General features: G+C 42.6%; 12 protein-coding genes and 1 pseudogene. 9 read left to right on the top strand and 4 right to left on the bottom strand.

What is annotated here, in order from left to right; genetic code table 11:
- Positions 1 to 598, bottom strand: a 598-nt coding sequence (locus ABWO12_RS10910) for a flavin reductase family protein (protein ID WP_353088955.1), incomplete at its 3' end; no start/stop codon positions are given.
- Between the two features lie 128 nt (positions 599 to 726).
- On the opposite strand from ABWO12_RS10910, the gene ABWO12_RS10905 reads away from it, so the two are divergent.
- Entirely contained in the window at positions 727 to 2,076 is a 1,350-nt protein-coding gene (locus ABWO12_RS10905) for an FAD-dependent oxidoreductase (RefSeq protein ID WP_353088958.1), read from the top strand.
- 135 nt (positions 2,077 to 2,211) lie between these two features.
- Here ABWO12_RS10905 and ABWO12_RS10900 read toward each other — a convergent pair whose 3' ends face one another.
- Genes ABWO12_RS10900 through ABWO12_RS10890 form a run of 3 tightly spaced genes read right to left on the bottom strand, consistent with a single transcriptional unit; the run spans position 2,212 to position 4,130 of the window.
- The gene (locus ABWO12_RS10900; RefSeq protein WP_353088953.1) at positions 2,212 to 2,574 is read right to left on the bottom strand and encodes a cupin domain-containing protein; all 363 of its coding nucleotides are present in this window, start codon (positions 2,572 to 2,574) and stop codon (positions 2,212 to 2,214) included.
- Positions 2,575 to 2,587: 13 nt separating this feature from the next.
- Positions 2,588 to 3,844, bottom strand: coding sequence for a PKD domain-containing protein (locus ABWO12_RS10895; protein ID WP_353088951.1), 1,257 nt, complete (start codon positions 3,842 to 3,844; stop codon positions 2,588 to 2,590).
- A gap of 58 nt (positions 3,845 to 3,902) precedes the next feature.
- Positions 3,903 to 4,130 (bottom strand): helicase HerA-like domain-containing protein, encoded by a 228-nt coding sequence (locus tag ABWO12_RS10890; RefSeq protein WP_502902933.1) that lies wholly within the window; start codon positions 4,128 to 4,130, stop codon positions 3,903 to 3,905.
- A gap of 460 nt (positions 4,131 to 4,590) precedes the next feature.
- Here ABWO12_RS10890 and ABWO12_RS10885 point away from each other — a divergent pair, with 460 nt between their 5' ends.
- From ABWO12_RS10885 to ABWO12_RS10850, 8 genes and pseudogenes are all read left to right on the top strand, one after another.
- Positions 4,591 to 5,409: a MotA/TolQ/ExbB proton channel family protein gene (locus ABWO12_RS10885; protein WP_287785623.1), complete on the top strand. Its 819-nt coding sequence runs from the start codon at positions 4,591 to 4,593 to the stop codon at positions 5,407 to 5,409.
- A 35-nt stretch (positions 5,410 to 5,444) separates the two neighbouring features.
- Positions 5,445 to 6,074 carry an ExbD/TolR family protein gene (locus ABWO12_RS10880; RefSeq protein ID WP_353088949.1) on the top strand — a complete coding sequence of 210 codons (630 nt, stop codon included), beginning with the start codon at positions 5,445 to 5,447 and terminating at the stop codon, positions 6,072 to 6,074.
- A gap of 16 nt (positions 6,075 to 6,090) precedes the next feature.
- Positions 6,091 to 6,657: an ExbD/TolR family protein gene (locus ABWO12_RS10875; RefSeq protein WP_353088947.1), complete on the top strand. Its 567-nt coding sequence runs from the start codon at positions 6,091 to 6,093 to the stop codon at positions 6,655 to 6,657.
- 28 nt (positions 6,658 to 6,685) lie between these two features.
- Positions 6,686 to 7,492, top strand: a complete 807-nt coding sequence (locus tag ABWO12_RS10870) for an energy transducer TonB (RefSeq protein ID WP_353088945.1) — start codon at positions 6,686 to 6,688, stop codon at positions 7,490 to 7,492.
- Positions 7,493 to 7,494: 2 nt separating this feature from the next.
- Positions 7,495 to 7,737 (top strand): hypothetical protein, encoded by a 243-nt coding sequence (locus tag ABWO12_RS10865; RefSeq protein WP_073361436.1) that lies wholly within the window; start codon positions 7,495 to 7,497, stop codon positions 7,735 to 7,737.
- Positions 7,734 to 8,660 carry a PstS family phosphate ABC transporter substrate-binding protein gene (locus ABWO12_RS10860; RefSeq protein ID WP_353088943.1) on the top strand — a complete coding sequence of 309 codons (927 nt, stop codon included), beginning with the start codon at positions 7,734 to 7,736 and terminating at the stop codon, positions 8,658 to 8,660. The genes ABWO12_RS10865 and ABWO12_RS10860 overlap by 4 nt, the downstream gene beginning before the upstream one ends.
- A 12-nt stretch (positions 8,661 to 8,672) precedes the next feature.
- Positions 8,673 to 10,334, top strand: a complete 1,662-nt coding sequence (locus ABWO12_RS10855; RefSeq protein ID WP_353088942.1) for a tetratricopeptide repeat protein — start codon at positions 8,673 to 8,675, stop codon at positions 10,332 to 10,334.
- Between the two features lie 528 nt (positions 10,335 to 10,862).
- Positions 10,863 to 12,478, top strand: a pseudogene (locus tag ABWO12_RS10850) (hypothetical protein); the annotation flags it as partial.

The following is a 12,478-nucleotide window of genomic DNA, read 5'->3' as shown; positions in this document are numbered from 1 at the left end:
GTAGGATGGGACGTGCATAGCCATCCAAACCATTGATCGCCACGACATCTCCGCGCTCCAGTTGCAACCATCCGTCGCGCGTGACTAAATTGTCCTCAACATAAATGGCTTCAATCGTCGCAATGACATGGATAGTGTTGTTTTCATGGATCGGATATTCATTCAAATAGCGGCAAAGCAATTGCACTGGCGATCCCGATACAAAAGGCACCGCAATGCCCTCGCGATACGTTGGCGTCAATCCCGTCATGTCAAACTCCGAAACCCCATAATCATAGGCCGCCGAGGTTTGATGCGCCGCTTCCATTTGAACCACCGTAATATGATTTACGGTAAACAATCCAGTAGCTTTAATGTTTTGATAAGTATGCCGCGGCACCGAAGTGGGACGTATGATAAATCCTAACATCGCGGGGTCACTTCCCAAATGCGTGATGCTCGAAAATACCGCCACATTCTCATGCCCCTCCGGCGAAAGGGTGCCAATCAAGTTGGCCGATTTGTATCCAGTGCAACTGTTGACGAGGTTTAAACGTTCTACTTTTGATAAGACGGCAAGGTCCGAAGCGGTAAAGACTTTCATTACTTTTTTCTTCAAAGATAAATTTGTTTAATTAAATATTAATAAGTTTAAACAAATTTTAAGTTTTGCTTTATTTTTGCGCTTCTGTTACGGTAACGTTCGGATATTATTAAGTATTTTTGTCTAACATTTTTACCCATACCATGCAAACGCCACAACGAATTGCCGTGGTGGGTTCCGGATTAGTCGGGACACTCCTAGCGATTTATTTAAAAAAGCAAGGCCATACTGTACACGTTTTCGACCGTAGTGCCGACATTCGTACGGTTGAATTCTCTGGACGCTCCATCAATCTGGTGATGTCCGATCGCGGTTGGAAGACGTTGGCAGATATTGGCTTGGACGATGCCATTCGCAGTATTGGAATTCCCGTGGACAAACGCGCGATTCACCTTAAAGACGGACAAACAAACTACCAATACTACGGTAAAGAAGGCGAGGCCATTTTCTCTTTATCCCGTGGCGTACTCAACCGAAAAATGATTGATTTAGCCGAAGAAGCGGGAGTTGAATTTTTCTTTGAACACCGTATTTGGGATGTGACGCTGGCCGAAGCAACCTTACACATGGGACCCACCGAAAAAGGAGCTTGGACCGATTTAAAATACGATAAAGTTTTCGGCGCTGATGGTGCTTTTTCGCGTATTCGCCACCGTATGCAACGCCAGAGTATGTTCGATTACTCCCAAGAGTTCATGAAAATCGGCTACAAAGAACTTCATATTCCCGCCAATCCCGACGGGTCTCATAAAATTGACAAAAATTCCTTACACATCTGGCCCCGCGGTCATTTCATGCTCATGGCCTTGGCCAACCTCGATGGAAGTTTCACCTGTACGCTTTTTATGCCGTTTGAAGGCGAAAACTCCTTCGAACACTTGAAAGATGAAACGGCATTAGTCAATTTCTTTGCCGAATATTTCCCCGATACCGCCGCCGTCATTCCCGATTTGGTAAGCGATTTCTTTAAAAATCCTACGAGTTATTTGGCCATCATGAAGTGTTATCCGTGGACATTCGAAGATAAAGTGGCGTTGATTGGCGACTCTGCCCACGCTATTGTTCCTTTTTACGGTCACGGGATGAATGCCGGTTTTGAAGATATTACGCTCCTCAACCAAATGATCGAGCAATACGGCAACGATTGGAATGCGATTTTTAGAGCCTATGAAAAGTCCCGCAAACCCAATGCCGATGCTATCGCCGAACTCTCTCGAAGAAACTTTGAGGAAATGAGCGCCAAAACCGCCGACGCCCAGTTTTTATTGCAGAAAAAAATCGAAAAATGGTTCTCCGACAAACATCCCGACAAGTGGATGCCCCTCTACAGTCGCGTGACCTTTAGTTTGCAACCCTATGCCGAAGCCCTGGCCATAGGCGATTACCAAAATGCCATTATGGAAGAGGTGATGCAATTGCCCAACATTGAAGAAATTTGGAATAGTCCCGAAGTAGAAGCCAAAATCATTGCGCTACTACAGCAAAAGCAATAGTTTTTTGGGCGCGCCCCCGAATTCTGTTTTTAGCTATTACACAAAATCCCTGTCGGGGTCGGGTCGTTCACTGCAATCTTGGCTCCGTACCTACGCCAAGGATTTCCGTTGCCACCCCTCGCGCAAAACACGCCCTTACTCCTCGCGATGCACTTTGGTAAAATCAAAAGCAGGTCGACAAACCGAAATATATTCACAGGGTTCATCAAACGGGTTGGAATATTGAACCCGAGTGTTTGCTGCAATACGAATGGATTGACCCGCAGACAAAATTACCGTTTCTCCCTCGATGATAAATTGTTTTTTTCCCGAGATAACATAGGTGTATTCTTCAAATTCGGGCGTCTGAAAAGGTTCGCTCCAATGCGGCGGTGCAATCATATGGGCAATCGAAATGGCCTCGTTTTGCGTCGCTACACGGCCGTGATGTTCTTCGATTAACTTGCCATCGGTAGTGGGAACCACAAAAGGGGTGGTTTGAATCTGATACTTTTTCATAACTTGATAATTTTTAGGTGTAATTTCCGTTCACGGTGGCCACCGAGAGCCAATAGATACCCGGTGCCCAAGACGAACAATCGACCGAAGTCAGGTTTCCACTGAAAACTTGAACCAATCGTCCCGACGCGTCATAGACTTTTAGGTGTTCAATCAATGCATTACTTTGAAGGGCTAAGGTGGTCGTAACGGGATTCGGACTCACATTCACCTCAGTTTGCAACGGGTGCTGGGGAGAGAGATGCAAAACCAACGTATTAATGACTTGTTGTGTAACAGCAGTGACTCCACAATGCGTTACCGTCAAGGTGACTGTGTATATTCCATTTTGCGCATAGGTGTGCGTAGGTACTGCTGTTGTTGCGGTCGTGCCATCCCCAAAATCCCATAAATAACTCGCTGCACCCGTCGATTGATTGAAAAACTGAACACCTGTTCCCGTTGGATTCGTAAAGGTAAAAGCAGCCATTGGGTCATAAGTTCCAATAAACCAGGTGGAAAACTGATTGTAGACTACCGTTTTTACCACCAGTTTAATCAGCTGCGCGTCGGTAGGCGAAAGAGTCGATTCAAAACTGATAAGCGTGGGGTCTTTTCGAAAAAGTGTAGTGTAAAAGGTGCAGGCCGTAGCATACGAACCCAACAGTGAAGGGTGACTCCCGTCGGCACTATACAAGTTTAGGTTGGGATGATTCGTGCGAAGATAACGCCACACCGCTCCCACAGGCGAAACGATAGCCGTTTCATTTGTCGCCATAGTCATATAACGCTCCCGCAACAAATCGTCCATACCCACATAGGTGCACACGGGGGAATTTGCCGCACAGTTTTGACTGTCTCCGTTTTGTCGCCCCCAGGTCATATAAAATACGGTTTCTGCACACGGATTTTGGGAGGTAATTAAGGTGTTTAAATCTTCTGCATACGGAAATACCAGCGCATTGACTTGGTTGATAGGAAAGGAGGGAAGCTGACTTTGTTCTTGTAACACTACGAAATCCCAAGTGCCTTGGGCAATTTTTGTCAACGAGGTTGCATTGCTCGCATGGTCTGACAATCGAAAGCCTCCCGGGGTGTGACTATCATGAATCAAAACATCATTAGTCGATTGGGCCGCACTGGCAATCAATCCGGGTAAATTGTTGGTGTAACTATTTCCTAAAAATAAAACACGTTTCGTAAGTGACTGTCCCCAAAGCGGTGGTAGCAAGCAACCCCATAACAGGAGTACATAGAAAGAAATCGAGCAGTAGTTGAATGGTTTTTTCATAACCCTTTTTACTTTTTAAAAATGAAATAAATGGCTAAAATCAAAAAGGTAAAGCCTACTAAATGATTCTAGCGCAAACTCTCATTTTTGAAAAACAGCAACGAAAATAGCACAAAAACCACGCGCATTTATTTGAACATTTCATTAAAACCCCAAAAACACCACGAATAAAAACTTGAATCGTTTTGGTTTTTCCTGTACCGGTGGCTTCCGCAATGAGTACGTGACGATCCATGGTTTTTAACGCAAGAGCCACTGGAGCTTTGGAAAGACGGTCCCTTCCCATTGTGCGGCTCCGAGAACAAGTTGCGCTCCCGAAAAGGTGTAGCCCTTTTGTATCGTCTCTAAAAAACCTGATTTTGAAGGCATAGTGCAAATAATTTAGTGTTAGGCTAAGATACCCTTTTTTTTATGCATGAAAAGAAGCAAATCGATGAATTTTTCGCATTTTTTCCAACCTAAATTCCATTTTCTCCCTCTTTTAAATACTAAAGAGTAGTAATTCAACGTTTTTACAATGTTAAGCGAATGTTACGAATAAAAAAATTAAAGCAATTATTATCAAATCCTTAGCAAAATCATCTATTTATTTAAGTTTATAGGGTTCTTTGTCTCGATTTGGTAGAATGTTATAAAAGCCCAAAAAAGTTTTTTTTTTTTGAAGTAAAAAATTAAATTTGCTCCAATTCAAGTTTATTTACAACTAATAGCTTATAAATTATTAAAAACTAAAAATTTTTAAAAAAATGGCAAACGCAAAAAACGCTAAAGGGTCAAATGGAGGTAACTATTTCTCCGCAATTGTAATTGTATTATGTATTTTCGTGGGATGGATTGTATGGCAGTTCATCATGGGTGCGGGATCTAACTTCGAAGGGGGAACCAATGAAGGGCATCCACTACCCGGAAACTACTTAGCCATGGTTTACAAAGGGGGACCTATCGTACCCGTATTGATGGGGTTGTTGTTGATGGTGATTGTATTCTCTTTTGAGCGTTACTTCGTGATCACAAAAGCAGCTGGAAAAGGAAACTTAGACGCGTATTTGCGTGTAGTTCAATCGAGCATCGCACAAGGTAATATTGATGATGCTATCGCTGCTTGTGACAAACAACAAGGGTCTGTAGCCAATGCAATTCGTGCAGCTTTGGTGAAATACCAAGATGTGAAAAAAGAAGGTTTCTCAAGCGAAGAAGCGGCTGAGATGATCCACAAAGAAATCGAAGAAGCTACGTCTTTAGAGATGCCAATGTTAGAGAAAAACATGACCATCTTATCAACTTTAGTATCGTTAGGAACCTTAGCAGGTCTTTTAGGAACTGTAACAGGGATGATCAAAGCGTTCGCGGCATTAGCAACAGCAGGTACTCCTGACCAAGCGATGTTAGCAAACGGTATCTCTGAAGCATTGATCAACACGGCAACAGGGATTTCTACTTCGGCACTTTCTATTGTAACGTACAACTTGTTTACGTCTAAAATCGATACGTTAACGTATTCTATCGATGAGGCAGGTACTGCTATCGTAAACCAGTACCGTAAAATGAAAGGAAGCTTGAAATAATTTAGGGTAACCTATAATAAAGTAAAAGAGATATTATGGCAAAAGTAAAAATGTCCAAAAAAGCAGCGTCGATTGATATGACGGCGATGTGTGACGTGGCGTTCCTTTTGCTTACATTCTTTATCCTTACGGCTACCGCTAAAAACCCGGAACCGCTTCAAGTAGAAACACCTAATTCAACGGTACAATCCAAGTTACCGGAAGAAAACTTAGCCATCATTACCATTGGTGGAAAAGACAAAGTGTTTTACGGAATCAAAGGGAAAGAAGTTCGCAAAAAAACCCTCGAGTTAATGGGCGCTAAATATGGTATTCAATTTACAGAGAAGGAAATCCAAGAATTCAGCTTGATTGATGAATTTGGTGTTCCGATCGAAGGATTGAAACAATTGATCGCTATGAAAGGATCGGATCGTAACAAACAAGGGGTACAACCGGGTATTCCTCACGATACGATTAAGAACAATGAGAATAATCAGTTGAGAGACTGGATTTATACGTCACGCCAAGCAAACATCGATGTGCAAAACGAGCAATTGAATTTTGCAATTAAAGGCGACGCAGAAGAGCAATATCCTCGCATTAAACAAGTGATGGACGAACTTCAGAAACAAAAAGTAAACAGTTTTAATCTGGTTACGGGTCTTCGTGGTAAAAACTATTAATCCCAATACATAAGAAATGGCTGAATTAAATACCAACGACGGTGGCGGCAAAAAAGGGAGTGGTAAGGTACGCAGTAAGAAACAAAACTCCAAAGTAGACTTAACGGCTATGGTGGACTTGGCGTTCCTTTTGATTACTTTCTTTATGTTGACGACCACCTTGTCAAAACCACAGGCGATGGATTTGGGATTGCCCGATAAAGAAGAGGACAAAACCAAAGAGAAAGATATTAAAGTTGACCAACGTCGCACCATGACCATCATTTTGGGGGATGACAACAAAATTGAATGGTTTCACGGGTTATTAGAATCTCCTGAAGCGGGAGGAAAGCCTACCGAAACTACTCATGGAAGAGAAGGTATCCGTAAGGAAATCTTAAAGCGTGTTGAGTCGGTGCCGCAAGTAACAGGAAACAAAGACAAAGGGTTGATTGTGATTATCAAACCAACCAAAGAGTCTACCTACCGTAACTTGGTCGATATCTTGGATGAGATGGCGATTTGCTCGGTACCCACCTATGCGATTGTAAACGATTTTTCTCCGGAAGAAAAAGCGTTGGCTGATAAATTGAATAAAAAATAACCACTCTTGTAGTACAAAAGTATAACGTATGAAACTTGACTTATTAAAAAGACAATGGTTGGATATCGTTTTCGAAGGACGTAACAAGAGTTATGGTGCTTATGAATTACGACTTAAAGACGGAAATACCAACTTACGGGCTTTTTTCATCGGAGCGGTGATTTTTTCGATTGCTGTAGCAACGCCCAAGATTGCTGAGTTTATTAGTTCAGCAACCGAGGACGATTCGGCAACCATCGACACTAAAATCACCATGGCGAAATTGCCGCCCAAAGAGGAAAAACCGAAGGAAAACTTACCGCCACCGCCACCTCCACCTCCAAAAGTGGATCAAGTGAAATTTGTGAAGCCGGTAGTGGCCAAAACAGAAGAAGTAACTGAGGAACCCCCAAAGATTGAAGAAATTAAGGATAAAAACTTAGGGAAAGAGGATCTCAAAGGGGATCCGAATGCGGAATTGCGTGTTGAACCCCCAGGAAATGGTCCTGTACAGCAAGAGGTGGTTGAAGAAGATAACAACATCTACAACTCGGCGGGGATTGAAGTAAAACCTGAATTCCCGGGAGGAATTGCCAAGTTTTACAACTTCATCAAAAACAATTACCAAGCGCCCGATGAGCCAGGATTAAAAGGACAAGTGTTTGTTTCTTTCGTCGTGGAGAAAGACGGATCGCTTACCGACATCAAAGTATTACGCGATATCGGTTACGGAACAGGGAAAGAAGCCGAGCGTGTGTTGCGTAAGAGTCCGAAGTGGACACCCGCGGAACAAAATGGAAAACGCGTTCGTTGTTCGTACCAAATTCCAATTAAAATTGAAACCCCAGAAGAATAAGCATGCTTTCGAAATGGGTAATGCAATACAAGAAGAAATCGCTTAAAGAGCGATTTCTTCTATTTATGGGAATCTTGTTTTTTTTGATTTATTTAACATTAGGGTTAATGATCATCTTCTGGAAGAAGATTCCTTTAAACATGGACGATAACTACCGCTTGATGTTTGGAGGACTACTTATCGTGTACGCCTTCTTCCGTTTCCTGCGTTTTTTTAATTCGTCCGAACCGACTGAGGAGTCATGAAAAGAGTTTATGCAATCTTACCGTATGTAATGGTGGCGTTTTTCGGAACGTTGGGGTTTTTCATTTCTTGTAAGCCCAATTCCTCCGAAAACCAAAAAGACACCATTCTCCGTGGGAAAGCCACCCTATGGGTTGACGAGTCGTTGTTGCCTATTGTTGAAGACCAACAGTTGGTGTTTCAAACCACTTATGAAGCCTCGCTCACCTTGGAACCCTCATCAGAAGTTTCCGTGATCAAAAAGTTATCGGAAGCCAAATCAGGCATAGCCATTCTCTCCCGAAAACTAAACGCCAACGAAACCCAATTTCTCAAAGCACAACGCATTGTGCCCCGAACGACACCGTTTGCGCTCGATGGTGTGGCTTTGATTGGGAATGTCAAAACCCTAGATACGGTAGTGAATTTGGAAACGCTCCTCGGATTTTTACAAGGAAAAAATAAAACGCTGAAAGGCCTCGTTTTTGACAATCCCAATTCGGGAACTGTACGGTATATGATGGAGAAAGCCGGTATAACGCAATTGCCTTCCGAAGGCGTATATTCGCAAAATAATACCCAAGCAGTGATTCAATATGTAGCCGAGCATGAGGGAATGGTTGGTTTAGTGGGAAGCAATTGGCTATTTCAACCCAATGCTACCTTACAACCTTGGGTCGAAAAAGTAAAAATATTAGGGGTGCAACAAGCCAACGGTTCAATTGCCTATCCCTCGCAAGAAGCCCTGGGAACGAATGCCTATCCTTTGGCACGTGTTTTGTACATCATCAATTGTCAAGGGTATGAAGGTCTCGGCATCGGATTTGCCTCCTTCATCGCTGGCGACAAAGGTCAACGCATCGTATTAAAATCAGGGATTGCCCCCATACGGGAACCCGGTCGCAAGATCGTCACCCGAAAACAAATTGAAAAAACAAAAATTTAAATACAAAGAACAATGAGCACGATTAAATTTTTCAGCGTAGCCTTTCTCGCTGCCACTGCCATCACTCAAGCGCAGGACTTAGATCAGGCCAAGAAAGCTATTGATGCTGAACAATATGATAAGGCAAAATCGATTTTAAAGTCCATTATAAAGACCAAACCCACCGACGGTAAAGCCGCTTTCCTTTTAGGAAACGTTTACCTTAAACAGAGTGTGGAAGACTCCGCCAAAATTGCGTTTGATAAAGGATTAACCGCCGCTGAAGGAGGTAAATTCAACAACATCGGTTTAGGTCAGTTGGATCTTGAAGCTGGAAATGTGGCCGCAGCCAAAGCAAAATTTGACATAGCTACGCAAGGGATGCGCAAAAAAGAAGTCGAAGAATACATTTATGTGGCGCAAGCTTATATGAATGCCGACAAACCCGATTATCAAGCCGCACTTGCCGTGTTGGAAAAAGCTAAATTGGCTAATCCCAACGATGCCTATGTGAAATTGGCCATGGGGGATGCGTATTATGGATTGAAAAATCAAAATGATGCGTATTCAGCGTATCGCGATGCTTACAACACGGACAAAAATTTGATTCGTGCCAAAATGCAGTTGGGTGTTCTTTTAAAAGGAGCCAAAGCTTATGTCGAAGCGGTGAAAGCCTACGACGAAGTGGTGAGCATCGATCCTAACTATGGTCCCGTATACCGCGAATTGGCAGAAACCTATTATTTATGGGCGAGCAACAAACCAGCGACCTACAAGGAAAACATTGCCAAAGCATTAACCAACTACGAAAAATACATGAGTCTTACCGACTACTCGTTGTCTTCCCGTATGCGTCATGCCGACTTTTTGATCTTGGCTAAAGAGTACAAAGAATTGGAAAAAGAGGCGCTAGAGATGAAGAAAATGGATAAAGTAAATCCACGTATTCTTCGTTACCTAGGCTATGCTGCCTACGAAAACGGCAATACTGATGAAGCGATCAATGCCTTGACGGAGTTCCTAGGTAAAGCAATCAAAATTATCGGTGGAGACTATTATTTCTTAGGCTTAGCTCAAGTGAAAAAGTCCATTGCTGCCGATGGTAAAACGGTAGATGCTACATTGTTAGCCCAAGGGGTGGCCCATTTGAAGAAAGCGATAGAAATGGATATGAATTTGGCCAACGGTTTGAACGAAATCGGGAAAGCCTATTTTGGACAAAAGTTGTACGGAGTAGCTGCCGGTGTATTTGAAGCGGCTATTTTAAATACGACCTCCAAAAATTTCTTTGAAGACAATATCTACTATGGATTGTGTGTGCATACGGTAAATCGTGGGAAAGATGTCAAATCGATTGACCTGTCCGCGTTGATCAATGCCGACAAAGCGATGGACAATGTGATTGCTGCCAAACCCGAATATCCTGAAGCGTATTTGTACAAAGCGCGCATCAATAGCGTGATGACCAAAGACGATATCATGACGGAGGCGTATCAAAAATACCTGGATGCCTTAGCTGCAAAAGGGCCTGAGGAAATCACAAAAAACAAAGCGAAGGTAACCGAAGCCTACAACAACATGGCTTCCTTTTACGCCAACAGCGACAAAGCCAAAGCCAAAGAGTTGTTAAACAAAACCTTAGCCTTGGACCCTACCAATACGTATGCTACGGAGTCGCTCAAAGTATTGAAATAATTTTACGAAACGATACAAAACCCGGATTACCTCCGGGTTTTTTTATGGTGTTAAAATGGGTATTTACAGTACCGTATTCACAATAAAATAGGATATTCGCGTTTTGTATTTTACACCAGCTCAATACCCAAAAGCCCAGTCAGGTTTTAAAATTTTAATTACTTTAGGATTTGGAGCACGATGTTTTCTCGATTTTTTACAAGGAATAACTACGAAGCCACCCTGGATGTATTTTTAGCCGTCAGTAATTAATTTCTACTAATGAATGTAAGTCTTTCCTCTTGCTTCTTTTTTCTTTTTCTCTACTCTGATTTATATTAACTGTAGACTGCTAAAAGAGCACATGAATAAGCGCAATTTTTTTCATTTTTTTGTAAGAACTAAAAGTGGTTATGTAAGATAAACACATAAAAAAATTGGAATTTATCAACACGAAAACGTTTTCGGTTGCCATGTACATTTTTTTACCCTAGCTAAAATTGTAATTTTAAATTACTGAAAAAAAATACTCTATAAATCAATGTTTTTATGAAAAAAGAATTACGCTTGAAAAGAGAATGGGCATGTTTTATCATGCTTTTAATGACCAAGCTGCTCCTTGCACAACCTGGGGGTTATGCATGGGATCGTTTTGGGATGGGTAATGTAGTGCTAACAAATAATAGTCCAGTAAGTGGAATTTTATCCAACACTACACAAGCCACTACCACCACTAATTACTATTTAGTACAATGGGATGGGTATGCCAATAAATGGTCGAATACTGCCACACCGTACAATCAAGTTTTTACTTTAAATTGGGGTGGCGGAAGTTTTAATGGGCCGGATGGTGTGTTTTCAACAGTACCCACCTCAGGACGGCATTATACCTTACAAATTCGCGAACTTTCTTATTCCAACCGCCAAGGGGTAATTATGGAAACTAACAATGCGCCCCAGTCTTTTCACCCAACGGCTTCAACAGCGGTGAGTAATCCTGGAGTCGTTTGTTCGGGGGCTTCAGTGACGATAAACGTAACGTTGGCGGGAACAAAATCGCCCCAGGAGCGGGTTTTTATTCGCTACAGTAGCACTTCTAATTTTACTTCCTCCAAAGTAGTGGAAGCAACAGGGACGGGAACAACTTGGTCTACTGCATCGGCTACCATTCCGGGGACAGATAACGTATCGGGGACTATTTTTTATTACGCTTACACAACAACCGTTGCGGCAACCAATGTTTCCGATCACGATTTGATAACCTTACGGTTGGGGAATAATGGAGGAAGTAACTACTCGTATTCAATTGCGCCAACCCCAGGGTTTGTGAATTTGCAATTCCCAGGCAGTGTAACCATTTGCGAAGGCAGTAATTTTGATACGTTTGGTCAAATATTTGTGTCAGGACTCACTGAAGCTGCTGGAGCAGGATCGGGAATTGTAGCCGAAGTAGGGTACAGTTCGACTAATAGCAATCCAAATACGTGGACGAATTGGATTGCAGCTCCTTATTTTGGACAAGCAGGATTGGGTAATAATAACGATGAATATCGTGCTACATTTGGTGCAGCTTTAGCACCTGGAACCTATTATTATGCCTTCCGATACCAAATCAACGGTTGTGCCTTTTTCTACGGCGGTTTCAATGCTGGCGGAGGCGGAACGTGGAACGGTACCACTAACAATAGTGGTGTGTTGACTATTACTCCAAGTGCAACCTATTACCAAGATGCTGATGGAGATGGGTTTGGAAATCCTTCTGTGGCACAAACGACATGCTTAGCTCCTGTTGGATTTGTAACCAATAATTTAGACTGTAATGATAACCAATTGCGTTATGCTGATAATGATGCTGACGGTTTTGGATCCACAACTTTGGTAGCGTGTGGCGGTGTATTAAACAACACCGATTGTAATGACAACCAATTACGCTATGCCGATAACGATGGCGATGGATTTGGATCCACAACGTTTGTAGCTTGTGGCGGCGTATTGAATAACACCGATTGCAACGACAACCAATTGCGCTATGCGGATCTTGATGGTGACGGCTTTGGTTCGACAACTTTAGTCGCATGTGGTGGGGTGTTAAATAATACGGATTGCAATGATGCGCTGTTGACCTATGTAGATGCAGATGTCGATGGATTTGGTACGAATACGCC

The sequence above is a fragment of the Flavobacterium sp. genome (genome assembly GCF_040379285.1).
Lineage (GTDB): Bacteria > Bacteroidota > Bacteroidia > Flavobacteriales > Flavobacteriaceae > Flavobacterium.
This window is presented reverse-complemented; position numbering and strand designations above follow the sequence as displayed.

Bases quoted from the DNA above. Each gene is read 5' to 3' on its own strand.
- ABWO12_RS10880 (WP_353088949.1), top strand. From the start codon at position 5,445: ATGGCAAAAGTAAAAATGTCCAAAAAAGCAGCGTCGATTGATATGACG.
- ABWO12_RS10855 (WP_353088942.1), top strand. From the start codon at position 8,673: ATGAGCACGATTAAATTTTTCAGCGTAGCCTTTCTCGCTGCCACTGCC.
- ABWO12_RS10890 (WP_502902933.1), bottom strand. From the start codon at position 4,130: ATGGGAAGGGACCGTCTTTCCAAAGCTCCAGTGGCTCTTGCGTTAAAA.
- ABWO12_RS10895 (WP_353088951.1), bottom strand. From the start codon at position 3,844: ATGAAAAAACCATTCAACTACTGCTCGATTTCTTTCTATGTACTCCTG.
- ABWO12_RS10875 (WP_353088947.1), top strand. From the start codon at position 6,091: ATGGCTGAATTAAATACCAACGACGGTGGCGGCAAAAAAGGGAGTGGT.
- ABWO12_RS10860 (WP_353088943.1), top strand. From the start codon at position 7,734: ATGAAAAGAGTTTATGCAATCTTACCGTATGTAATGGTGGCGTTTTTC.
- ABWO12_RS10865 (WP_073361436.1), top strand. From the start codon at position 7,495: ATGCTTTCGAAATGGGTAATGCAATACAAGAAGAAATCGCTTAAAGAG.
- ABWO12_RS10905 (WP_353088958.1), top strand. From the start codon at position 727: ATGCAAACGCCACAACGAATTGCCGTGGTGGGTTCCGGATTAGTCGGG.
- ABWO12_RS10900 (WP_353088953.1), bottom strand. From the start codon at position 2,574: ATGAAAAAGTATCAGATTCAAACCACCCCTTTTGTGGTTCCCACTACC.
- ABWO12_RS10885 (WP_287785623.1), top strand. From the start codon at position 4,591: ATGGCAAACGCAAAAAACGCTAAAGGGTCAAATGGAGGTAACTATTTC.
- ABWO12_RS10870 (WP_353088945.1), top strand. From the start codon at position 6,686: ATGAAACTTGACTTATTAAAAAGACAATGGTTGGATATCGTTTTCGAA.